This is a genomic window from Plantactinospora sp. WMMB334 (assembly GCF_049179095.1).
Lineage (GTDB): Bacteria > Actinomycetota > Actinomycetes > Mycobacteriales > Micromonosporaceae > Plantactinospora.
Genome location: NZ_JBMHME010000002.1, coordinates 7,358,042 through 7,380,224, shown reverse-complemented (window position 1 = coordinate 7,380,224; position 22,183 = coordinate 7,358,042). Strand labels below are relative to the sequence as shown.

Here is a 22,183-nt window from a genome sequence, read left to right as displayed (position 1 = left end):
TGGTCCCCCGCGGTCCGCCTCATCCCGTCCCGGGCGGCCCGAAAATCAACGCGCTTGCCGTGGGTGGCTCACCGGCCGGCTCCTCGACCCGGACGACGAGCACCTCGGCGGCCTCACCGCCGCGCAGCAGATCCACGGCCTCCCCCCGGGCCGCCGCGGCGGCGTCGCCGACCGGGCAGAGGCAGATCACCGGCCCGCGCAGTCCCCAGCGGGCGGCGACGTGTCCGACGACGCTGTTCGGCACGGACTGGTAGAACAGCAGCGGGCCGGGCCGGCCGCCAGCCGCGACGGTCTGCCGCACGTGCCCCGCGCTGGTCCGGTCGCCGCTGGCGCTGACCAGCACCACCGCGGTCTCCGCCCCGACCTCCGCCGGCGCGGGGCGGGTGCCGTGCCGGCGGGTGAGGCAGCGGCCCGCGACCGCCGCCGTCAGCGGGTTGAACGGGGAGAGCACGAAGCCGGGCAGCGCGGGCGGGTCGCCGTCGCCCTCCTCGGGCCAGTGCGCCTCGGCGAGCACGGTCAGGGCGGCGGGGTCGGTGGGGTCGAACGCCGGCGCGGTCACGGGGTGCGCACCAGGACCGCGGTGTTGGCGCCGCCGAACGCGGAGTTCAGGCTCAGCGCGTACGGCGAGACGACCGGGCGGGGCGCGGCGGTGATCACGTCCAGCGGGCAGGCCGGATCGGCGGCGAGGAAGCCGGCGTTCACCGGCAGCTTGCCGTGCCGCAGGGCCAGCGCGGTGATCACCAACTCCAGCAGGGCGGAGCCCTCCAGCCCGTGGCCGTGCACCGACTTGGTCGAGCTGACCGGGACCGCGCCGACCGCCGCGCCGAAGATCCGGCCCAGGGCGGCGGCCTCGGCCGCGTCGCCCAGGCTGGTGCCGTTGGCGTTGGCGTTGACGTAGCCGACGGCGGCCGCGTCCAGCCCGGCGCGGCGCAACGCCGCGCCGGCCGCCCGGGCCAGCCCCTGGCCGGTCGGGTCCGGCTGGCACGGGTGGTACGCGTCGCCGGCCCGGCCCCAGCCGGCGATCGTGGCGATCGCGTCCCGGGTCGGCCGGGCCGTCGGTGCTTCGAGCACCACGGCGGTCACCGCGTCGCCGAGCAGCAGGCCCTGCCGTCCGGCGCTGAACGGCCGGACCGCGCCGTCGCGGGCCAGGGTGAGACCGCTGTCGAAGAGCGCGAACTGCTCCGGCTCCACCAGGTAGCCGGCGGCCACCACGGCGCGGTCGAGCGTGCCGGCGGCGATCCGGGCGGCGGCGGCGATCAGGGCGGTGCTGCCGGAGACGCAGGCGGTGGTGTAGACGCGTACCCCGGCGCGCAGGCCCGCCCCGGCCGCGACCGCGCCGGCCAGTTCGACGGTGCCCGGCCCACCGTGCACGGCGAGGAGGAGCGGGCAGCCGGCCCGGCCGGCTGCGTCGAGGCCGGCGTCCCGGCATGCGCCGTCGACGGTGGCGACCAGTTCGTCGGCGAGCGGCCCCGCGCCGGCCAGCGTCGCGGCCGTGCCGACCCGGCGCGCGGTCACCTCGAACCGGTCGACCGCGCGGAACGCGGGCGCGCCGGTCAGGACGGCGGCCAGTTGTGCCTGCGCCCCCCGCCCCGACGCGCTGAGCACGTCGATGCCGGTGATCCGGGGACGTGCCGGATCAGCCATGGCCGTCGGCCGTCAGCGCCGCGCCGAGCACCGCCACGGCGTCGGTGACGGTACGGATGGCGACGAGCTGGTCGTCGGTCAGGTCCAGGCGCTTCCCGTACCGCTGCTCCACGCCGTGCACCAGCCAGGCCAGTTCCATCGAGCTGACCCGCTCGGGCACACGGTCGGCGGGGCGGTCGGCGAGTTCGGCGAGCATCGCGACGAGCTCGGCCCGGGTCAGGGTGGGTTGGCCGGCCATCAGGAGCCACCGTCCGTTCCGGACGCCGTGGCCGTACCGGTGCCCGTGGCCGTTGCCCGGGTCGCGGCCCGGCGCAGCACGGCGGGCGTGCGCACCAGCTTGCCGGTGGTGGTGCGGGGCAACTGGTCGAGCAGGTGCACCACCTGGGGTCGCTTGTATCCGGCCAGTCGCACGCCGAGCTCCCGCTCGATCATCTTCCCGGTCAGCGGGGCGTCGGGCCGGCCGGACTCCGCCTGGACGTAGGCGGTGATGTCGCCGTCGTGGACCACCACCGCGGCGCTCACCCCGGGCAGTCCGGTCACGGTCGCCTCGACCTCGGTCAGGTCCACCTTCATCCCGCCGACCGACACCTGCGAGTCGAGCCGGCCACGGATGGTGACCAGGCCGGTCTCCGGGTCGACCACGCCCGCGTCGCGGGTGTGCAGCCAGCCGTCGGACCAGCGCGACGGGTCGGACAGCCCGACGTACGGCGAGCGGGGGCAGCTCACCCAGAGTTCGCCGGCCACCTCCCGGACGGTCAGCCCGGGCGCGGGACGGATGGCGGGGCGGTGCTCGCCGTGCAGGTCGGTGCCGATCACGCCGACCTCGGTCATGCCGTACATGTTGGCCAGGACCGCGTCGTGCCGGTCCCGGAAGGCGCGCACGGTGGCGGCGGGGACCAGCTCCCCGCCGGTGGTCATCCGCTTGAACTGCGGCAGCGGTCGGCCCGGCGCGGTGGCGGCGAGCAGTCCGATGTGGAACGGCACGCCGAGCACGGTGGCCGGCGAGTCGTGCGCGGCGACGGCATCCAGCACGTCACCGCCGGTGAACCGGCGCGGCGGTTGCAGCTCCACCCCGGCGTGCAGGCCGTAGAGCAGGCCGCCGACCAGGCCCAGCACGTGCACCATCGAGGGGAGCAGGATGATCCGCTCCCCGGGCAGCGGCACCCCGTCGATCTCGGTGTAGCGGCGGACCTCGGCGGTGAGGTCGGCCGCGGTGCGTCCGATCACCTTGGACGGGCCGGTGGAGCCGGAGCTGAGCTGGATCACCGCGTGCGGCGAGCCGGCCGGCCCGGTGCCGTAGCCGGTGACGACCACGTCGGCGTCGGCGAAGACCTGCAGCGGGGCGAGCCGGATCCGCTCCGCGGCGACCACCACCTGGGGGTGCAGCAGCCGCAGGGCCCGGTCGACCTCGTGGTCGGTGAGCCGGTGGTCCAGCAGGATGGCCTGGCCGCCGGCCCGCCAGACGGCCAGCAGGTGCACCACGTACGCCAGCGACGGGGGCAGCCGCAGCGCGGCGGCCCCACCGGCGCGCAGTCCCGCCCCGGTCAGGACGGCCTGGCGCTCGACCACCAGCCGGCGCAGCGTGGTCCGGTCCACCGGCTCCGGCAGGCGGAAGCAGACGCTGCCCGTGGCGCGGTCGCCGAGGAGGAACTCGTCCACCCAGTCCGCACCGACGTCAGGAAGGTCAACAGTTGGTAGCGTCATTCCTCCCGCCCCGACAATTGTTCCGACCCCCGCGATGAGATGCCTGTTCGGCGCGGGTCCCCGTCGACGCGGCGGCGGTGCGACAGGCTCTCCCCGGGTGTCACCCGATCCCTGAATGGCAATTCCGCCAACATCATTACATTGATCAACACCAAAGGCCATAGGCGGGCACGGCCAATGTTTGTGAAGCGTATTGAGCCTTCTGGGCCATTTCTCCGGGTAACGGTGCCGTACGTTGAAATGTCGAACGGCGGCCACTACCTCGACAAAGTGCAGCCATTGACCAGAGCCGATCAAGGTTGATATCCTTCGATCCCATTGTGGCTGGTCCGACCGGGACCGGCACCCGGCGCCCAGCACGGCGGTCGGTCCGCACCGGGCCCGCCGGGCAACCCGAGGCCCCGAAGCGACCCGTGCTCATCGAAGCAACCACGAACCCCCGACCAGCCCGGAGGTCCAGCGTGTCCGAAAGTCCCGAACTCTCCACCATCGCCGGGCCTCGGCCGAATTCGGAGGTCACAGAATCATCGGCGACCGACGAGGTCATGTCGTTCGTCCGCGGCGCACTGGGCGAAATGAACTACGACGTCGCTGAAATCGACGCCGATACGCTGCTGGGACCGGCCGGGATCGACCTGGAGTCATTGGCCGTGGTCGAACTCTCCTTCCGGCTGGAGGACGCCTACGGAGCCCGGTTCAACGAGGAGGACATGGAGCGGCTGGCCGTCATGACCCTCGGCGAACTGATCACCGAGGTCATCCGCCGGTCGAAGCCGACGGCGGGGTAGCCGTGTAGCCCTCGGCCTGCAGCCGGTACAGCTCCGCGTACGCGCCGCCGGCGGCCATGAGCTGGTCGTGGTCGCCGAGTTCGGCGACCCGGCCGCGCTCGACGACGACGATGAGATCGGCCATCCGCACGGTGGAGAACCGGTGCGAGACCAGCACCGAAACCGTCCCGTACCCGGCACCGGCCGTCCGGGCCCACTCGGCGAAGTAGCTGAACAGCTCGTGTTCGGCCTGCGCGTCCAGGGCCGCGGTCGGCTCGTCCAGCACCATCAGCACCGGCGTCGGCCGCATCAGGCCCCGGGCCAGGGCCAGCGTCTGCCACTGGCCGACGGAGGGCTCGGCACCGGCGAAGTCCCGACCGAGTTGGGTGTCGAGGCCGGCGGGCAGCCGCCGGACCACCGGTTCGGCGTTCGCCAGCGCCACCGCCCGCTCCACCGCCACCCGGTCGTGCAGCCGGCGCAGGTCGCCCACGCCGATGGTCTCCCAGGCGCGGAACTGGAACCGGGCGAAGTCCTGGAACACCCCGGACAGCCGGGCCCGCCAGGCGCCGGGCGCGATCCGGGCCAGCGGTCGACCGTCGACCGTGATCTCGCCACCGGTCGGTTGGTACATCCCGGTCAGGAGCTTGACAAGCGTGGTCTTGCCCGCCCCGTTCACCCCGACGAACGCCACGACCTGGCCGGCGCGCAGCCGCAGGTCGACGCCGTGCAGCGCGTCCCGCGCCGCGTTCGGATAGCGGAACCGCACGTCCCGCAGGACGATGCCGTCCCGCGGCCGCCCGGGCGGCGGCTCGGAGCCGGCCTGCCGGTCGCCCGCGTACCCCATCAACCACCGGTAGTGCCCGACCAGATGGCCCGCCTCCGCCACCCGGCCGGCGTTCCAGACCACCAGCCGGATCTGCGCCTGCAACTGGGTGGCGAGCGAGACGATCAGCACCGCGTCGCCGGCGGTGGCCCGCCCGGCGGCGATCAGGTCGGCCACCAGCGCCAGAGCGGCGAGCAGGCCGGCCGCGTAGCACGCCCAGCCGCCGAGCTGCCAGGCCGTCCCGCGCAGCCGGCCCACCGCTTCCCGACGCGTGGACCACCGCCAGAGCTGGTCCGCGCGGTCGTCCAGGACCGCCGCCGCGCCGGTGACGTGCAGTTCCTTGGCCGCCTCCGGGCTGAGACACATGGCGTGCATCCGCTGTTCGCGGCGGTTGGCCTCCGCGCAGGCGTCACGCACGTCACGGGCGATCGCCGCCGCCCGGCGGCTGGCCAGCAGCGGCGGGACGGCGAGGACCGCGAGGACCGCGACGAGCGGGTGCACCAGGGCCAGCAGGACCACGCTCGCGGCCAGGCTGACCACCGCCGACACCGCGCCGAGCACGGACCAGACCGAGGTGGCCAGCGCCCACGTCCCCTTGCGCAGCAGGTCCAGCCGATCCAGGTACGCCGGGTGTTCCAGGTGCTCGACGGTCGGGATACCGGCACTCGCCTCCAGGATCTCCCCGGTCAGGGCGACGTCCACCCGTTCCATCAGGTACACCCGCATGGTGAAGGAGACCCGGATGCCGATCGCACCCACCCCGGCCGCGACGGCGCCGACGGCGATGGCGGCGACAACCGCGGCCCGGTCCCCGGCGAGCGCGGCGTCCACCAGCCAGCGCAGGCTCACCCCGGTCGCCGCCACGACGCCGGTCTGGGCGACCAGCAGCACGACCAGGATGGCCGTCGCCCGCCGGTCGGCCCGCAGCGTCAGCACGAAGGCATGCCGCAGGAACCGCAGGAACTCGATCACCGCCGCTCCTGCCCCTCGGACTCCCCGCCGGACCCGGCGGACCCGCCGGACCCGTTGGGACCGGGAGGCCGGCCGGACCCGTCGGGCTCGGCGAACCGCGCGGCCTGGAGCGTGAACAGGTCGTGGTAAGTGCCGGCGACCGCCATCAGCTCGTCGTGGCCACCGGTCTCCACCACCCGGCCGTCGGCGACCAGCACGATCCGGTCGGCCGGCCGGACCGTGGAGAGCCGGTGCGAGATCAGCACGATGCTCGCGCTGCCGCGCACGGCGGCGACCACCCGGCGGTAGAAGCTCGCCTCGGCGCGTACGTCCAGGTGCGCCGTTGGTTCGTCCAGCACCAGCACCTGCCGGCCGTGGGCCACCGCGAAGAGCGCCCGGGCGATGGCGAGCCGCTGCCACTGCCCGCCGGAGAGGTCCACGCCCGCGTCACCCTCGCCCCACAGCGAGGTACGCAGCCCTTCCGGCAGCGCCTCCACCAGCTTGTCCGCGCCCGCATCGCGCAGCGCGGCGCGGATCCCCGCCTCGTCGTCGATCGCCTCGGGCGCGGAGAGCGCCACGTTGTCGGCGACGGTCGCCGGATAGCGGACGAAGTCCTGGAAGAGCACGGCGATCCGGCGCCGCCAGGCCCGCACGTCGACCTCGGCGAGGTCCCGTCCGTCCACGGTGACCCGGCCGGCGGTCGGCTGGTACAGGCCGGCCAGCAGCTTGACCATGGTGGTCTTGCCGACACCGTTGCGGCCCACCACGGCCAGTGTCTCTCCGGGCCGCAGCAGCAGGTCCAGTCCGGACAGGACCGGCCGGTCGGGCTGGCCGGGATAGTGGAAGCCGACCTCTTCGAAGTGGACGGTGGGCGGCCGGTCGGTGGCGGGTGGCGGGGCCGGGCGCGGGGCGGCGGTGACCGCGTACCGGGTGGTGAGCCGCTCGGTCGCCTCGGCGGCACCCACGCCGTACTCGATGTCGAAGGCCTCCGGGCCGAGCTGGCTGAGCCCGAGCACCACGAGTCCGGCGAGGGCGTAGCGGACCAGTGCGTCGCCGCCGAGCCCGCCGCGCAGCACGTCCAGCCCCGGGACGGCCAGGGCGGCCGCCGCCGCCAGGGCCAGCACTGCTCCGGGCAGCCACTGTCGCCGCAGCACCCCGACAATGCCCCGCCAGTGCTCGGCGTTCGTGCGGACCGCCAGAGCGGTGCGCCGGGCCACCAGCCAGGACCCGAGGCCGAAGAGCCGCACCTCCTTGGCCGCTGCCGGGCCGGCCAGCCCGGTCCAGTACCCCAGCCGCTGCTGGTGGCCGAGGGCGGTGTCCTTCAGCTCGGCCAGCCGGGCCCACTGCCGGCTGACCGCGATCCGGGCGGCCAGCGCCACCGCCAGCAGCCCCACCGCCAACATCACCGAGTACGCGGCCAGCACGGCGGCCGCCGTCATGGCGGTGAGGTACCGGGACAGGACGAGCAGTTGCCCCACCGAGGCGGTGCCGGGTGAGCGGATCCGGCCGAAGTCCTGCCCGCTGTCGGAGGCGCGGACCGCGTCGGCCTGGAAGTCGGTCGACTCCAGGTGCTCGATCCGGTGCGGCACAGCCGCCGCGGCGCGTACCCGGCGCCGGATCCGGCCGTCGATGCGGCGGCCGACGATCGCGGCGCAGACCTCGTGTCCGAGCAGCGCCGCCTCACCGGCCAGCACCGCCGCCGCCAACAGGCCCGCCGCCAGGAACGGGCCGGCACCGGGACGGCCCAGCGACGCCACGAACGCGCCGGCGGCCACCGCCTGCGCGGTCGGCGCCACGGCCGCCACCAGGAGCAGCCCGGTCACCGTGCCGGCGGCGCCCGCGCCGCCCAGCGGCAGCAGCCGCAGCAGCCGCCACCGGCGGCGCAGGTTGGTCACGGACGCGGTGAGCAGACGGCCGAGCGGGCGGTCGATCAGGCGGTCGACCGCACGGCGAGAATCGACGCTCGAAGATCCCACCAGCAGAAAGATAGACTCCGCTCACTTTATTGTCACGAGACGCAGGTCAACCCCGCGCGGATCGACGCCTGTCGAAGCTGAAGGGTGGCCGGACGCGAGGAACGGAGTCGGCATGGCGGAGTCCGAACCCTTCCCCCTGCTACCAGGTCAGGCGTGGTTCATGACGGACCTCCACCCCCGCCTGCTCCATCCCGCCCGGTGGTCGCTGGCCCGGCTCTACCGGCTCCCGCCGGGCCAGTCCCCCGGCTCGGTACGCGCCGCCGTCGCGGAGATCTGGCGCCGGCACGAGGCGCTGCGCATCCGGGTCGTGCCGGCCGGCTCGGGCTGGGCGCAGCGAATGGCCGATGTGGACACGCCGGAACCGTTCCGCCTCGTCGACCTCTCCCGGGTGCCAGCGGCCGAGCGCCGCGCCGAGATCGAGCGATGCGCGATCGAGGCGCACGGCACGCTCAGCCTGGAGGCCGGCCCGATGGCCCGCTTCGTCCACCTCTACCTCGGCCCGGACGAGCCGGGCCGGCTCTTCCTGGCGATGCACCACCTCGCCGCGGACGGGCTGTCGTTCATGCTCGTCCAGTCCGGGCTGGAGGTGCTGCTGGGCACCCCGCCCGGGACCGCCCCCGGCCCGGCCCCGCGCGCGGCGGCGTACCGGGAGTGCGTCGACGCGACGGTCGACTACGCCTCCTCGGCCGAACTCGCCGACGAACTCGACCACTGGGCGGCACAGCCCTGGGAGAGCTGCGTCCCGCTGCCCGCCGACCATCCCGGGCACACCCCGGAGACGGTCCGGGGCTGGACGACCCTGCGCACATCGATGCGCGGGCCGGAGGTCGAGACCCTGACCCGGCGGGTGCCCGCCGTACTCGGCATCGACCTCTCCGACATCCTTCTCGCCGCCGTCTCCGAGGCCCTCACCGCCTGGTCCGGCGGGGCGCTGTCGGTGCGGGCCGTGCACCACGGCCGTACGCTGCGCCGTGCGACCGGCACGCCGGTGCTGCCCAGGCGGGCGGCGCGCACCGTCGGCTGGTTCTCCACCTTCGGCTGTCTGGCCCTGCGCCCGCGCACCGAGCCGGACCCGGCCGACTACCTGCGCCGGGTCCGCGACCAGGCGACCGCCCCGCCCAACCGGGGAGCCGGGCTGGCCCTGCTGCGCTGGACGAGACCGCCCGGCGCACACCGCGAGCTGGCCGGCCGGATCTGGCGTTCGGCGCAGATCATGTTCAACTTCGGCGCGGTCGGCGGCCGGCTCGGCGGCGACGAGATCCTGGGCGCGACGGACGAGGCGTTCGGGCACCGGCCGGATCCCCTGGAACCGCGGTTGCCGCTGCACGTACGGGCCAACGTCGCCGGCGACGAGGTGATCGTGAACTGGGACTACGACCCACGCCTGCGCCGGGCGGAGACCATCGCCGCGGTGGCCGAACGGTGCCGGCGGACCCTCTACGAGTACGCCACGAAGCTCGGCTGACAGCGTGGACGCTCCGGCGGCCGGCCGGCGTCACGGGCGGCCCGGCCGGCGTCGTCGGGTGCCGTGACGGTGGACGGTTCGGCGAACGGGGGTTCACGGGCGGCCGACGTCGAACGCGGCCAGGCAGAGGTAGCCCAGCATCGTGTCGTGGTCGGCGAGCACCAGGCGCCGCCGGACCGGGTCCAACGCCGGAGCCGGCACCGTGCCAGGGCCGGCGACCGGGTCCGGATCGGCGCCGGCCTCGGCCAGCTCGTCGGCCAGCCCCCACCACACTCCGGTGCCCGGCTGGCCGGCGGGTGCCACCCGGACCCGATCCACCGGCAGCGCGTCGACCGGAGTGCCGGCGAGCCCGCCGCCGAGGACCAGCGTCGTCTCCCCCGCGTCGGCGCGCAGGTCCGCCAACTCGGCGGCGAGTCGGGCGGGCAGCATGTCGGCCGGGATTCCGGGATGCTGCCGGTGGGCGACGAGCCGGGCCGGGCCGGCCGGGCCGAAGAGCAGCCCCACCGCCGCCGGCCGGGCCGGCAGGACGACCGGCCCGGCCGGCTGGTACGCCAGTGCCGGCTGCTCCACCACCAGCAGCAGACCCCGCCGGCAACCACCGGTGCGGGTGAGCTCGCCGACCAGGCGCAGCGCGGCGAACGGCGCCGCGCCGCCCTGGTCGCAGACGGCGAACGCGAGCGGGTCGCCGGGGCAGGCGTGGCCCCGGTAGGTGGCGACGGTCCGGCCGGCGCGGACGTCGGGCACGGCGAAGGCCAGCACCACGACGTCGACGGGGTCGGTCGGCGGCACCAGGGCGGCGATCAGCTCCTCGGCCATCTCCTCGTAGCGGTGTGCACCGCCGTCCGCGAGCACCTCGGCGCGGAGCGGAGACCCGTACGGCCGGGCCAGGTCGGAGAGGTACTCGTCGAGGAAGGCCAACTCGTCCGCGCCCGGGGCGGCGGCGCCGGGTCGCCCGGTGAAGTCGCGCCGGGCCACCCGGCGCAGGTGCAGCGGGCCCGCGCCGGCCGGTGGTCCAGCCTCGGCCGGCCGGAAGGCGTACACCGGCGGCCTATCCGGCCGGCCGGGCGTTCGCGACGACGTACTCGGCCAGCGTGGCGACCGACTCGACGTGCTCTTCGTCGAGCCCCTCCACGTCGACCTCGATCGCCAGCGCGTCCTCGAGTTCCAGCATCAGCTCCAGCGTGCTCGCCGAGGTCATGCCGAGTTCGTCGCGCAGCCGGGTGGCCGGTGACACCTCCCCCACGTCCCGGCACAACACCCGCGACAGCAGCCGCCCGACGCTGTCGAACACCCGCTGCCGCAACTCGCTGTCGGCGACTCCGACCTGCGACTCCATCCGGACCGTCCCTTCTGGCTCGGCACGCCCGCCGACGCCGACTCTGCTGCGGTGCAAGACGTCAGTGCTGGAAGACCATGGCGGAGAAGGTGGCCCCCCGGGCGGATCCGGCGGCGGTCACCAGGTAGCGGTCGCCGGGGCGCAACAGGTCGCGGTCCCGGGCGGTGCGGTAGTTGAGGAACGCGTCGGCGCAGAAGGTGTGCGCCAGCAGCGGGACGTTCTCCAGCAACACCCGGTCGACCGACAGCCCGAGCCGGCGGCAGACCCGCTGCCACGAGGCGATGTTCACGTTGTGTGGCAGCACCAGCGAGATCTCGTCGACCGCCACCCCGGCCCGGTCCAGCGCGGTGCAGATGACGGCGGCCATCCGGTCCGGGTACTCCCGTTCGACCCGGACCGCGACGTCCGGGCGGTCCAGGTCCAGCTCGGTGTCGACGTCGGCGGCGTAGGAGAGCAGCCGGTCGCGTTCGCCGTCGGCGCGGACCAGGGCGGCCCCGGACCCCTCGCCGAAGACCACCCCCGCCTGCACCTGGGCGTCCGGGGTGAACCGCTTCTCCCCGGCGAGGACCAGCGCGAGCGCGTCGCCGGCGGGCCCGGCGGCGAGCAGCCGGCCGGCCAGATGCAGCGCGAGCAGGCCGGAGGCGCAGGCGTGGTGGGTCACCGTGAAGGCCACCGCCCGGTCCAGGCCGTGCCGGCGGCAGACCTCGTGCAGCGGATTCACCGGGTACGGCACCACGGCCGGCAGGGTCCGCGCGTACAGCACGTAGCGGACGTCCCGCTCCCGGCCCGGCAGTTCCTTCAGCTCGGACACCGCGTTGCTCAGCAGGTCGGCGAGGGTGCCGTCCGGGTCGGCCCGCACCTCGGCCAGGCCGTGGTAGCGCTGGAAGATGCGCACCTGCATGGGGCTGAGCCCCAGGGGCCCGGCCAGCTCCGCCAGGGTGATCCGGTGGGTGGGACGGTACGCCGCCACGCTCTCCAGAGTGGTCACCGGCGCCCCACCAGGCCGCACGGCCGCTTCGTCAAGGGCCTCTCCGTTCGACCCGCGCCGGACTCCCCACCGGCACCAGATCGACAGTATAGTTGGTCATCGATCTTTGCCGGAGCCTTCCCCGCCCGGATCTTCACCCGGGCGGTGCCGCTGCGGCGCGTCCCAGGGACGGAGCGGACCGTGACCGCTGACAACCTTCGTGCATCGCTGCTCGCCGACTCCGAACTCGGCGCGGGCAACGTCCTGGCCCGGCTGCTGCACCACGGTGCCGCGCCCACCACCCCGGCCGTCGCCTTCGACGTCGACGTCGACGGCCACCCCGCGTACCGGAGCCTCAGCCTGGGCGAGCTGCGCGAGCGCGTGGCGGCCCGGGCGAGCTGGTTGCACCGCAACGGCGTCCGCCCGCGCGACCCGGTGGCGATCTACGTCAGCTCCTCGGCCGACTGCCTGCTGTCGTTCCTCGCCCTGAACTGGCTCGGCGCGATCCCCACGCTGATGAACGGCGGCATGCCCGGCGAGATCGCGGTCGAGTTCATCCGCCGGCTGCGCGCCAGCTACGTGCTCACCGACGCCGCCCATCGGCGGCTGCTCGGCGACGCCGAGCTGGGCGCCCCCCTGCTGCCGGACGTCGCCGAGGCGGGCACCGGCGATCCGGCCGGCGCCCCGACGCACTACCGGTTCCACCCGGAGGATCCGATCGTCATCACCCACACCTCCGGCACCACCCGGCTGCCCGCCTCCGTCGTCCACTCGCACACCAGCCTCTTCGCGGCCACCCGGGAGCTGCGGCTGGCCGGGCTCAAGGTGCCGCGGGGCGAGCGCATCCTGTCGGTGCTGCCGGCCGCGCACACCGCCGGCATCCTCACCCTGCACCAGGCCCTGCTCAGCGGCTCGGAGCTGCTCTTCCTCTCCGGGCAGGGCAGTCGCTCCGGGCAGGGCGGCCCGTTCGAGTCGAGCGCGGCGGTCGTGGTGGCGGCGATCGAGGACTGGCGGCCCACCAACGTGTACGGCTTCGCGGTCACCTGGGCCGAGCTGGCCCGCGTCGACCTGTCCCAGCACGACCTGAGCTCGGTGGAGTACTGGTTCAACACCGGCGACAGCGCCCACGAGACGCACATCCGGCGGCTGGTGGCGGCCGGAAGCCATCGCACCTACACCCGGGGCGGCTGGGTCCGGGAGCCCGGGTCGCGCTTCATCGACGGCATCGGCTCCTCCGAGATGGGCTACTCGGCGTTCCGGATCATCCACGGTCCGGACACCGAGCGGTACGGTCGCTGCGTGGGCAAGCCGCACATCTTCGCCGACGTGGCCCTGCTCGACCTGGCCACCGGGGAGGAGGTGCCGGTCGGCGAGGTGGGCCATCTCGGGTTGAAGTCCCCCACCCTGGCGCTGGGCTACTGGAACGACTCGGTGCTCACCTACCGGACCCGGCTGCGGGGCTACTACCTCACCGGCGACCTGATGTACCGGGACGCCGAGGGCTACCACTACCACCTGGACCGGGCGGCCGACGCGGTCGACCTGGGCGGGGGTGCCTGGCTCTACACCGCGATGACCGAGGAACGGATCCTGGTCGCCTGCCCGGAGCTGCGGGACTGCACCGTGGTCGCCGGGCGGGAGGGCGACCGGGCCGTCACCGACGTACTGCTGATGCTGGAGTCGGACGCGGACCCGGCGGCCGACCGCACCGAGGCCGTCCGGGCGGCGCTCGGCCCGGCGGCCGCGGCCACGTTGCGCAACGTCGTGGTGGTGCCCGAGGACGAGATCATCCTCGGACCGACCGGCAAGGTACGCAAGTTCCTCATGCGGCAGCGCCACCTGCACGGCGGCCACCTCCCCGGCACCGCGGGGCGGACCCCGGTGGCGCACACCCCGGCCACGGCCGGCTGACCATGGCCGGTCCCCCCGCGCTGTCGGGCGACCCGGGGCCGCGCGACCGCGGGCTCCGGGTCGCCGCGCCCGCCGGCGGCCCGTCGGACGAGCCGCTGGACCGCCGGCAGCTACGCGAACTGGCCCGGCGCTTCACCCAGCGGGAGATCACCCCGCACCTGCCGGAGTGGGAGCGCGCCGGCCGGGTGCCGCGTACGCTGCACGCCGCCACCGCCAAGGTGGGCCTGCTCGGTGCCGGGTTCCCGGAGGAGGTCGGCGGGTCGGGCGGCGACTTCCTCGACTACTGCGCGGTGGCGGAGGAGATCATCCTGGCGGGCGGCTCCTCCGGGCTCTTCGCCGCCCTCTTCACGCACAGCATCGCCGTCCCACACATGATCACCTCCCGCGACCCGCGACTGGTCGACGGCTACGTCCGGCCGACCCTGGCCGGCGAGAAGATCGGTTCGCTGGCCATCACCGAACCGGACGGTGGGTCGGACGTCGCCGCGGTGCGGACCACCGCCCGCCGCGACGGCGACCACTTCGTGGTCAACGGCACCAAGATCTTCATCACCAGCGGAGTACGGGCCGACTTCGTCACCACCCTGGTCCGCACCGGCGGCAGCGGGCGCGCCGGGGTCTCGCTGCTTGTCGTCGACGCCGACGCCCCCGGCTTCACCGTCGGCCGGGAGCTGGAGAAGCTCGGCTGGCACTGCTCCGACACCGCCGAGCTGTCCTTCGTGGACGTCCCGGTGCCGGCCGGCAACCTGGTCGGCGCCCCCGGCACCGGCCTGGCCCAGCTCATGCGGCACTTCGCCACCGAACGCATCTCCATGGCCGTGCAGGCCTGCGCCACCGCCCAACGCTGTCTGGACCTCACGATCCACTGGTGCCGGCACCGCAGCACCTTCGGCGAGCCGCTGGCCGGCCGCCAGGTGATCCGGCACCGGCTCGCCGAGATGGCCCGGGTCACCCAGGTGGCGCGCACCTTCGTCTGGCAGGTCGCCGCCCGGGTGGCCGGTGGCGACCAGCGGGTGACGGACGTGGCGATGGCCAAGAACACCGCCGCTTCGGCCTGCGCCTTCGTCGTGGACGAGGCACTCCAGTTGCACGGCGGCGCCGGCTACCTGCGCGACTCGGAGGTGGAGCGGCACTACCGGGACTCCCGGATAATGTCGATCGGCGGCGGCACCAGCGAGATGATGAACGAGATCATCGTGAAGGGCCTGGGTCTGTAGTGCGCGCCGTGCAGGTCTGGCTGGTGCGGACCGGTCCACCGGGCGCGGTCGCAGCTGCGGCTGGGACTGCGGCTGAAGCCGGGATTGAAGCTGGGACTGCGGCTGAAGCCGGGATTGAAGCTGGGGCTGCGGGTTCAGCCGGCCTCGAAGCCGAGACCGCCGCCGTCGCCGAGCTGGCGGCGCTGCTCGACGCCGACGAGCGGGCCCGCGCCGACCGGCTGGAGCCGGCCGGGCGGCGACGCTTCACGGTCTCGCACGGCGCGGTACGGATCATCGTCGGCCGGTGTCTGGACACCGCCCCGCAACGGATCCGGTGGAGCCACGGACGCTACGGCAAGCCGGCCCTGGCCGACGCCACGGCCGGGTTGGAGGTCAACCTCTCCCACTCGGGTGACCTCGCCGTCGTGGCGGTGAGCCGGGGCCGCCCGGTCGGAGTGGACGTGCAGCGGTTGCTGCCCCGGCTGGACCCGGTGGCGATGTCGCTGCGCTACTTTCCGCCGGTGGAGGTGCGGTTCGTGACCGGGGCGGACGATCCGGCCGAGCGGTCCGATCGCTTCACCCGGCTCTGGGCCCGCAAGGAGGCGTGCGTCAAGGCTGCCGGAGGGCGGCTCGCCGACGGCCTGCGACTGCCGGTGCACCGGCCCGACGACGAGGCCGGCCGCGAGCCGGCCGAATTGCTGGTGGGAGAAGTGGAGCCCGCGAGGAGACCGGACCGCGCAGGGAGGCCGGGCGGCCCGGAGGGGCCGGACGGCCCGGCAGCACCGGGCGGCCCGGAGTGGCCGGACGGCCCGGGGAAGCCGGACCGCGCGGGGGGATCAGACGGCACCGGGTCCGGCCGCTTCCGGGTACGGGACCTCCTGGTGCCGCCCGGCTATCGGGCGGCCGTCGCGCTGCTCGGCGCCGACCCGTTCGCGACCACGGTGCGATGGTGGAACCCTGATGACTGAGCACTCCGATCCGCCTGCGGTCGCCGAACTCGCCGGGCTGATCGCCGCGGCGGTCGGTGAGGAGGGGACCGGCTGGGCGGCGGGCATCACCGCAGCCACGTCGCTCCACGACGACCTGGAGTTGGAGAGCATCGAGGTGGCGGCGCTCGGCACGGCGCTACGGGACCGGTACGGGCCGACGGTGGAGCTCGATGCCTACCTGACCGGGCTCGACCTCGACCAGCTGGTCGAGCTGACCGTGGGTGACCTGGCCGCGTACGTCGCGCGGTGCCGGGCCGGTGACTTCCCGGATCTGAGCCGGTCGTGAGCCGGTTCCTGTTCGTCATGCCGCCGCTGGCCGGGCACCTGAATCCGGCCGTGCCGGTCGCCCGGGTGCTGACCGGGCTCGGTCACGAGGTGGCGTGGACCGGGCCCGAGTCCCACCTGCGGCCCCGGGTGGGCGAGGCGGCGACGGTCTTCCCGACCGGCCTGCGCCCCTACCGGGGCCAGCGGGACCGCGGGCTGCGGGCGCTGCGGTCACTCTGGCAGGGCTTCGTCGTGCCGTACGCGCGGGCGATCCTGCCTGCGGTGGACCGGGCGGTGCGGTCGTGGCACCCGGACGTGCTCGTCGTCGACCAGCACACGCTCGCCGGCGCTCTGGTGGCGCACCGTCACCGCCTGCCATGGGCGACCCTGGCCGCCACCCTGATGGAGCTGACCCAGCCGTACCGGGCGCTGCCCCGGGTGGACGCCTGGATCCAGGGGCACCTGGCCGGGCTCTGGCGGCACGCCGACCTGCCCGGCGAGCCCGAACACGACCTGCGCTTCTCGCCGTACCTCGTGGTCGCCTTCACCACTGCGGCGCTCGTCGGACCTGCTCCGCTGCCGGGGACGGTCGCCCTGGTGGGGCCGGCGTTCGCCGAGCGCCCGCCCGTGCCGGACTTTCCGTGGCACCGGCTCGCGCCCGACCGGCGGCGGGTGCTGGTCACCACCGGGACGCTCGCCGCCGACCTGTCGCGAAACTTCTACCCGAGGGTGGCCCGGGCGTTCGAGCCGCTGGCCGGGACCGTGCAGGCCGTGCTGAACACCGATCCGGCCACGGTGCCCGGCATCGCGCCCGACAGATCGACCGACGCCGGCCCGGCGGCGGCGCCGGCCGATCTCGGACGCGCCGGGCCGCTGTTCGCGCCCCGGGTGCCGATGCTGGAACTCATGCCGAGGCTGGACGCCCTGGTGTGCCATGGTGGCCTGGGCACGGTGATGGAGGCGCTGGCGCACGGCGTACCGCTGGTCGTCGCGCCGATCCGGTACGACCAGCCGGTGATCGCCCAGCAGGTGGTGGCGGCCGGTGCGGGCATTCGCGTGCCGTTCGGCCGGGTCACCGCGCGGCGGCTGGGTGCCGCGGTCACCGCCCTGTTGGAAGAGCCGGGCTACCGTGCGGCGGCCGGGCGAATCCGGGATTCCTTCCGCCGCGCGGGTGGCGCGCCGGCCGCCGCGCGGCATCTCGTAGCCCTGGCCCGGTCCCCGAACGTCCATTAGGGACCGGTGAGGGGTGTGGCGGTGTCATGCTGGTCCTCCAGGGGCGACCGCCGCGAGCCACGCCGGTAACCCGGGACCGAGATTCGACGGCGACTCTTCGGTGCGAGACCGGCATCCACCACGAACGCGCCATGATCGGTGACTGGCAGCCCGGCTCGGCGGAGATCACCACAGGGATCGATACGAGTGGCATCCGGGGCAACGCGAGGATCCCCGTCGCCGCCCGTACCTACCGGCCGCCCCCGGGCACCGTCAGGCCGACCCACCCAGACGACTGGGCCGCCAGCAGGCTGATGCGTATCGACTTCGACTGTCGATCTTGAGTGGAGCATTTGACGGGTAATCAGATGTGCCGGGCCGCAGCGGTGTTGCCGGCGCGCCCTAGGGTAGGGCCGCTACCTGCGGAAACAAGCGCAATGCCTTCTTGGCGTCCCGGTTCACGGGACCGTGGGTGCTCCGAGGGTGCTCGGCCGTCGAGAGGTCGCTCGAGCGGGAAAAAGCGCCCCTGAGCTGCGCAAACGTGGGTCACAACCGTGACCCACACGTGCCCCATACGAAAGCAGGCAATATAGTCTGTTGGCTATATTGCCTGCTCAGGTGGCGCGCCCGAAGGGATTCGAACCCCTAACCTTCTGATCCGTAGTCAGATGCTCTATCCGTTGAGCTACGGGCGCAACTGCCGGGCCAGTCTACACACCAACCTCAGCGCGGAGACTCCGGGATTCGAACCCGGGAGGGGCTTTAAGACCCCAACCGCATTAGCAGTGCGGCGCCATAGACCAGACTAGGCGAAGTCTCCTGGTGGTCCACCAGACCACGTTGGTCGAGGATACAGGGCGCCGGCCCGGCGGGGCAAAACGACTTCCCGGCCGGCTCGTGGCCCTGTTGGCTGCGCCCGCCACACCCCGGTCAGCCCCGGCCAGCACCCGCCAGTTCCTGTCCGGTGCCGATGCGCTCCCGAGACTAGGCTCACATGATATGGAGGAGCAGTCGCCCAGCGAGCCGCCACGCCGCCGCCCGGAGCCGAAGCCGAAGCCGACGCGCAGGTCCGGCTCGGCCACGGCGGCCTTCGCCTCCGCCCCGGAGTCAGGACTGGAGACGCCCGACCAGCCTCGCGTGCCGCCGCGGCCCCGAGGTCGGAAGGTACCTCCGACGGTGCTCTTCCAGCCGCCTGCCGAGCCCGAGTCGTTGCCACCGCTCTCCCCCGCGACGCGACCGGAGCCACCGCCCCGGTCCGTCGAGCAGCCGGACGCCGGCACGCAGCCGGCACCGACGACGCAGCCCGGCGATTCGCCGATCGCGGCGGCACCGCCCCGGCCTGAGGCCGATTCCGGACCGGAGGAGGCAGCGCCGCCGACGAGTTCGGCCACGGCGAGCGACGAGGTGAACAGCGGCGAGGTGAACGCGGACGGGCCAACCGCCGAGACGCCCGCCCCCGGCGATGATGGCGGGACGGCGACGACCGAGACCGCGCTGGCGAAGACCACCCGAAAGTCGACCGGCGTTGTCAAGGCCGGCGCCAGGGCGGCCAAGAAGACCAGCACAGCAAAGAAGACCACCGCCCAGAAGGCTCCCGCCAAGAAGGCTCCCGCCAAGAAGACCGCGGCCAGGAAGAGCACCGTTCAGAAGACCACCGGAGCCAAGAAGGCGGTAGCCAGGGAGGTCACGGCCGAGGAGGCCACCGGGCCGGCCGCGGCCAGGTCGGCCGATGTCGCCGCCGAGGCCGCCGCGCAGGAACCGGTTGGTACGGCCAACGGGATCACCACGGTGGCGGAACGGGCAGCGTTGGGGCGTACCGCCGGATGGGAAGCGCAACCATCGACGGCCCGGCACGTCATCGATCACCCAGGCTACGCACCCGAGCTGCTCGCGCTGGCGGCGGTACGCGGGCTCGGCCCGGTGGCTGCGGCATGGGTGGGGCAGGTCCGGGCCGCGTATCCCGGCGCCACCTCCGACGGCCTGGCGCGCCTGGCCACGCGGCGCTTCGTCCGGTTCGCCGCCGCCGGCGGTGCCCTGTCGACCGCGACGGGGCTGCTCGCCCCGCTCGTCGAGTTGGCCGCTGTCACCTGGACGCAGGCCGGCCTGGTGCTGCGTCTGGCGGCCGCACACGATCATGATCCGACCCACCCGGACCGGGCCGCCGAGTTGCTGGTGCTGACCCGCTTCCACCCGGACATGCGTCGTGCCCGCGCCGCGCTCTCGGCCGCCGAGGTCGCCGTCGCCGGGCACGCCGACCAACCGGCGTCCGGGACGCCGGACGACGTGTCCGGTGGTCGCCTCGCAGGGCAGCACGGCAACGACCTCGCCGGAGTCCGCGACGCGGAGGCGACTCAGCCTGCCGAGAACGGCCGCAACGCGGAGACGGAGCACAACACGGAGACGGAGAACGGCCACAACACGGAGAACGGGCGCAACGCGGAGGCGGGCGGGCTGGCGGAGGCGGGCCGGCGGCTTGGCGCGCCGATCGTCGCCCGCGCTGTCAACCGCCTGGCGCTACGACTCGCCGTGCGGCGACTCCCCGGAGCGGTGCCATTGGCCGTCGCCGTACTGAGCGCCATCGGCACGGAAGCACTCGCCGGCCGGGCCACCGCCTACTACCGTGCGGCATCGCGGCAGCTGCCGTCCACCGCGACCACGGCCAGGGCCGGCTACAACCAGTCGAACCAGTCCCGAGGGAGCAGCGCATAGCCGACGAAGGCGACCACGTCGAGCAGGGTGTGCGCCACCACCAGCGGCAGCACCCGCCTGGAGCGCAGGAAGAAGAGCCCGAACACCACTCCCATGACCGCGTTGCCGACGAACGCGCCGAAGCCCTGGTAGAGGTGGTAGGAGCCGCGCAGCAGCGCACTGGTCGCGATCACCGCGCCGACCCGCCACCCCAGCTCCCGTAGCCGGGTCATCAGATAGCCCACCACGACGACCTCTTCGAGGATCGCGTTCTGCGTGGCCGAGAGGACGAGTACCGGCACCGCCCACCACAGGTCCGGCAGCCCCGCCGGCACCACCGTGGCGTTGACGCCGAGGTGTGCGGCGATCCAGAAGAGTCCGAGGCCGGGTAGCCCGATCGCGGCGGCCAGCGCGGCGCCCCAGGCCAGGTCCTGGCCGGGCCGCCGTCCGTCGAGGCCGAGCGCCTCCCGGGCGCCGCCGCGTCCCGGCTCCGGCAGCGCGTCCCGGGCGAGCAGCCCGTCCCGGTCCACGGGGCGGTCGCGGTTCAACAGGTGTACGGCGAGCAGCACCGGGACGAGGGCGAAGCCGATCCCGAGAAGCTGGTAGGTGAGATCGAGCCAGGGGCGGGGTGACTGGGAGGCGTTGAGCGTCGCCGTCTGCTGACTCAGCGGCCGGTCGGCGGTGAGCCGGGCGATGATCGTCACCGCCGAGTAGACCGCGGACTGGCCGAGGGACACCCCGAGGACGAGGAGCACCTCGGTGCCGAGCACGCGGCGGGAGCGCGGGCGGGCGAGATCAACCGTCACCCGACAACTGTGCCCGATCCGGCGGCCGGCCGGGAGCGTCCGGTGCCGGTACGCCTCCAATTGGCAATCCGCGACGAGAGGGAATCGAGCCCCACCCGGGCCGGGTCACCGGATACGGACCCGTGAGCCGTCGATCGCACAGTCTGTGCGACGAAAACTGACTCACGGTATTCATTCTTATCCGCGCAGTGGCCTCGACCGGGAAGGTGCCATGGACAATCTCGCGCAGCTGTTGAAGGAGAGCTGGACCCTCGTCGAAGATCGGCGAGACGTGGTCGCGGGATATTTCTACGCCCGGATTTTCCTGTCCGATCCCGCCCTGCGCACGCTCTTTCCGATCCAGATGGACGCCCAGCGGGACCGCCTGCTGGAGTCCATCGTGACCGCAGTCCAAACCATCGACGATCCGGAGAACTTCGACGAATATCTCCGTTCACTCGGCCGCGACCACCGCAAGTATCATGTCGAGCCGGCCCACTACGACACGATGGGGACCGCGCTGCTGGCCGCCCTGAGGGAGGTTGCCGGCGAACGGTGGAGCGTCGAGCACGACCAGGCGTGGCGCGATGCGTACCAGATGATCGCCGAGCGCATGCAGGCGGGCGCGGCCGACGACCCGAACCCGCCGTTCTGGCACGCGGAGGTCGTCGGCCACGAGCGCCGGGGCACCGACGTCGCCGTACTGACCTGCCGTCCCCTCCAGTACCACCTGCCGTACCGGGCCGGCCAGTACGTCAGTGTCGAGGTGCCGCGCTACCGGCCCCGGCTCTGGCGGACGTACTCGATCGCCAACGCCCCGCGCGAGGACAACGCTCTGGAGTTCCACGTCCGGGCGGTCGGTGCCGGCTGGGTTTCCAGTGCCCTGGTCCGCCGGGTCAAGGTCGGCGACCTGCTCCGGGTGGCCGCTCCGATGGGGGCGATGACCCTGGACCGGGACTCCACCCGGGACGTGCTCTGCGTGGCCGGCGGCGTCGGGCTCGCTCCGATCAAGGCGCTCGCCGAGGAGTTGGCCGGATACAACCGCACCCGGTGGATGCACGTCTTCGTCGGCGCGGAGCGCCGCGACGACCTGTACGGGCTGGCCGAACTCTGCAAGCTCGCCGCCGAGCACCCCTGGCTGTCGATAGTCCCCGCCTGTAGCGCGGATCCGGACTATCCCGGGGAACGCGGTGAGATCACGGACGTCTTTGCCCGGTACGGCCCGTGGCGCGCCCACGACTGCTACATCTCCGGATCGGCGGCACTGGTCCGGTCCGCACTACGCACGCTCGCGGCCGACGACGTGCCCCCGCAGCACATCCGGTACGACGCCTTCGGCGATCTCTAGACCCTTCCGCCCCGATAGCACTCCCTTTCCACCCGAGGATCCTTCCTCTCCCCCAGGCCGGGTCTCCGTGCCCTCGCCGTGCAGGGCACGGAGACCCGGCCCCCCGTCTCAGAGAGCGGACCGGGGGCGGGAGTGCTGTCCAGAGGGCGGCGGAGAG

At 73.9% G+C, this 22,183-nt stretch carries 19 protein-coding genes and 2 tRNA genes; 9 read left to right on the top strand and 12 right to left on the bottom strand.

Annotation, left to right across the window (positions count from 1 at the left end; genetic code table 11):
• Positions 1–19 precede the first annotated feature (19 nt).
• From ACN27G_RS32080 to ACN27G_RS32065, 4 genes are read right to left on the bottom strand one after another with little or no spacing between them, the layout of a single operon-like run.
• Positions 20–559 carry a beta-ketoacyl synthase chain length factor gene (locus tag ACN27G_RS32080; protein ID WP_421496404.1) on the bottom strand — a complete coding sequence of 180 codons (540 nt, stop codon included), beginning with the start codon at positions 557–559 and terminating at the stop codon, positions 20–22.
• Positions 556–1,644, bottom strand: a complete 1,089-nt coding sequence (locus tag ACN27G_RS32075) for a beta-ketoacyl synthase N-terminal-like domain-containing protein (protein ID WP_421496403.1) — start codon at positions 1,642–1,644, stop codon at positions 556–558. Before ACN27G_RS32075 ends, ACN27G_RS32080 begins: the two co-directional genes overlap by 4 nt.
• Entirely contained in the window at positions 1,637–1,882 is a 246-nt protein-coding gene (locus tag ACN27G_RS32070) for an acyl carrier protein (protein ID WP_421496402.1), read from the bottom strand. The genes ACN27G_RS32075 and ACN27G_RS32070 overlap by 8 nt, the downstream gene beginning before the upstream one ends.
• Positions 1,882–3,348, bottom strand: coding sequence for a class I adenylate-forming enzyme family protein (locus tag ACN27G_RS32065; protein WP_421496401.1), 1,467 nt, complete (start codon positions 3,346–3,348; stop codon positions 1,882–1,884). Before ACN27G_RS32065 ends, ACN27G_RS32070 begins: the two co-directional genes overlap by 1 nt.
• A 545-nt stretch (positions 3,349–3,893) precedes the next feature.
• Between ACN27G_RS32065 and ACN27G_RS32060 the strand changes: the two genes are divergently transcribed.
• The gene (locus ACN27G_RS32060) at positions 3,894–4,136 is read left to right on the top strand and encodes an acyl carrier protein (RefSeq protein WP_421496400.1); all 243 of its coding nucleotides are present in this window, start codon (positions 3,894–3,896) and stop codon (positions 4,134–4,136) included.
• Here the strand turns inward: ACN27G_RS32060 and ACN27G_RS32055 are convergent.
• On the bottom strand, positions 4,105–5,910 hold the full coding sequence (locus tag ACN27G_RS32055) for an ATP-binding cassette domain-containing protein (RefSeq protein ID WP_421496399.1): 1,806 nt from the start codon (positions 5,908–5,910) through the stop codon (positions 4,105–4,107). The two genes, ACN27G_RS32060 and ACN27G_RS32055, sit on opposite strands and share 32 nt — an antisense overlap.
• A complete protein-coding gene (locus tag ACN27G_RS32050; protein ID WP_421496398.1) occupies positions 5,907–7,865 on the bottom strand; it encodes an ABC transporter ATP-binding protein in 1,959 nt (652 codons plus the stop codon). The genes ACN27G_RS32055 and ACN27G_RS32050 overlap by 4 nt, the downstream gene beginning before the upstream one ends.
• Positions 7,866–7,977: 112 nt before the next feature.
• On the opposite strand from ACN27G_RS32050, the gene ACN27G_RS32045 reads away from it, so the two are divergent.
• Positions 7,978–9,330, top strand: a complete 1,353-nt coding sequence (locus tag ACN27G_RS32045) for a condensation domain-containing protein (RefSeq protein WP_421496397.1) — start codon at positions 7,978–7,980, stop codon at positions 9,328–9,330.
• Positions 9,331–9,423: 93 nt separating this feature from the next.
• Here ACN27G_RS32045 and ACN27G_RS32040 read toward each other — a convergent pair whose 3' ends face one another.
• From ACN27G_RS32040 to ACN27G_RS32030, 3 genes are all read right to left on the bottom strand, one after another.
• Complete coding sequence (locus tag ACN27G_RS32040) at positions 9,424–10,371, bottom strand: 2-hydroxy-acid oxidase (RefSeq protein WP_421496396.1); 948 nt, start codon at positions 10,369–10,371, stop codon at positions 9,424–9,426.
• A gap of 7 nt (positions 10,372–10,378) precedes the next feature.
• Positions 10,379–10,666, bottom strand: a complete 288-nt coding sequence (locus tag ACN27G_RS32035) for an acyl carrier protein (RefSeq protein ID WP_421496395.1) — start codon at positions 10,664–10,666, stop codon at positions 10,379–10,381.
• 61 nt (positions 10,667–10,727) lie between these two features.
• Positions 10,728–11,654 (bottom strand): 3-oxoacyl-[acyl-carrier-protein] synthase III C-terminal domain-containing protein, encoded by a 927-nt coding sequence (locus ACN27G_RS32030; RefSeq protein WP_421496394.1) that lies wholly within the window; start codon positions 11,652–11,654, stop codon positions 10,728–10,730.
• 180 nt (positions 11,655–11,834) lie between these two features.
• Between ACN27G_RS32030 and ACN27G_RS32025 the strand changes: the two genes are divergently transcribed.
• Genes ACN27G_RS32025 through ACN27G_RS32005 form a run of 5 tightly spaced genes read left to right on the top strand, consistent with a single transcriptional unit; the run spans position 11,835 to position 17,226 of the window.
• The gene (locus ACN27G_RS32025; RefSeq protein WP_421496393.1) at positions 11,835–13,544 is read left to right on the top strand and encodes a class I adenylate-forming enzyme family protein; all 1,710 of its coding nucleotides are present in this window, start codon (positions 11,835–11,837) and stop codon (positions 13,542–13,544) included.
• Between the two features lie 2 nt (positions 13,545–13,546).
• Entirely contained in the window at positions 13,547–14,761 is a 1,215-nt protein-coding gene (locus ACN27G_RS32020; RefSeq protein WP_421496392.1) for an acyl-CoA dehydrogenase family protein, read from the top strand.
• Positions 14,762–14,769: 8 nt separating this feature from the next.
• On the top strand, positions 14,770–15,708 hold the full coding sequence (locus ACN27G_RS32015; protein WP_421496391.1) for a 4'-phosphopantetheinyl transferase family protein: 939 nt from the start codon (positions 14,770–14,772) through the stop codon (positions 15,706–15,708).
• On the top strand, positions 15,701–16,015 hold the full coding sequence (locus ACN27G_RS32010) for an acyl carrier protein (protein ID WP_421496390.1): 315 nt from the start codon (positions 15,701–15,703) through the stop codon (positions 16,013–16,015). The genes ACN27G_RS32015 and ACN27G_RS32010 overlap by 8 nt, the downstream gene beginning before the upstream one ends.
• Positions 16,012–17,226 carry a glycosyltransferase gene (locus ACN27G_RS32005; RefSeq protein WP_421496389.1) on the top strand — a complete coding sequence of 405 codons (1,215 nt, stop codon included), beginning with the start codon at positions 16,012–16,014 and terminating at the stop codon, positions 17,224–17,226. The genes ACN27G_RS32010 and ACN27G_RS32005 overlap by 4 nt, the downstream gene beginning before the upstream one ends.
• 598 nt (positions 17,227–17,824) lie before the next feature.
• Here ACN27G_RS32005 and ACN27G_RS32000 read toward each other — a convergent pair.
• Positions 17,825–17,900: transfer RNA gene (locus tag ACN27G_RS32000), tRNA-Arg, on the bottom strand.
• Positions 17,901–17,934: 34 nt separating this feature from the next.
• Positions 17,935–18,025, bottom strand: a tRNA-Ser gene (locus ACN27G_RS31995).
• 356 nt (positions 18,026–18,381) lie between these two features.
• On the opposite strand from ACN27G_RS31995, the gene ACN27G_RS31990 reads away from it, so the two are divergent.
• Positions 18,382–19,914, top strand: coding sequence for a hypothetical protein (locus ACN27G_RS31990; RefSeq protein ID WP_421496388.1), 1,533 nt, complete (start codon positions 18,382–18,384; stop codon positions 19,912–19,914).
• On the opposite strand, the gene ACN27G_RS31985 is transcribed toward ACN27G_RS31990, so the two are convergent.
• Positions 19,875–20,699: a CPBP family intramembrane glutamic endopeptidase gene (locus tag ACN27G_RS31985; protein WP_421496387.1), complete on the bottom strand. Its 825-nt coding sequence runs from the start codon at positions 20,697–20,699 to the stop codon at positions 19,875–19,877. The genes ACN27G_RS31990 and ACN27G_RS31985 overlap by 40 nt on opposite strands.
• Positions 20,700–20,910: 211 nt before the next feature.
• Between ACN27G_RS31985 and ACN27G_RS31980 the strand changes: the two genes are divergently transcribed.
• The gene (locus ACN27G_RS31980) at positions 20,911–22,026 is read left to right on the top strand and encodes a globin domain-containing protein (RefSeq protein WP_421496386.1); all 1,116 of its coding nucleotides are present in this window, start codon (positions 20,911–20,913) and stop codon (positions 22,024–22,026) included.
• The last annotated feature ends 157 nt before the right edge of the window (positions 22,027–22,183 follow it).

What these genes read in the sequence shown, in the direction of transcription:
- ACN27G_RS32075 (WP_421496403.1), bottom strand. Translation starts at nt 1,644, where the DNA reads ATGGCTGATCCGGCACGTCCCCGGATCACCGGCATCGACGTGCTCAGC.
- ACN27G_RS32070 (WP_421496402.1), bottom strand. Translation starts at nt 1,882, where the DNA reads ATGGCCGGCCAACCCACCCTGACCCGGGCCGAGCTCGTCGCGATGCTC.
- ACN27G_RS32065 (WP_421496401.1), bottom strand. Translation starts at nt 3,348, where the DNA reads ATGACGCTACCAACTGTTGACCTTCCTGACGTCGGTGCGGACTGGGTG.
- ACN27G_RS32060 (WP_421496400.1), top strand. Translation starts at nt 3,894, where the DNA reads ATGTCGTTCGTCCGCGGCGCACTGGGCGAAATGAACTACGACGTCGCT.
- ACN27G_RS32045 (WP_421496397.1), top strand. Translation starts at nt 7,978, where the DNA reads ATGGCGGAGTCCGAACCCTTCCCCCTGCTACCAGGTCAGGCGTGGTTC.
- ACN27G_RS32035 (WP_421496395.1), bottom strand. Translation starts at nt 10,666, where the DNA reads ATGGAGTCGCAGGTCGGAGTCGCCGACAGCGAGTTGCGGCAGCGGGTG.
- ACN27G_RS32020 (WP_421496392.1), top strand. Translation starts at nt 13,547, where the DNA reads ATGGCCGGTCCCCCCGCGCTGTCGGGCGACCCGGGGCCGCGCGACCGC.
- ACN27G_RS32010 (WP_421496390.1), top strand. Translation starts at nt 15,701, where the DNA reads ATGACTGAGCACTCCGATCCGCCTGCGGTCGCCGAACTCGCCGGGCTG.
- ACN27G_RS31980 (WP_421496386.1), top strand. Translation starts at nt 20,911, where the DNA reads ATGGACAATCTCGCGCAGCTGTTGAAGGAGAGCTGGACCCTCGTCGAA.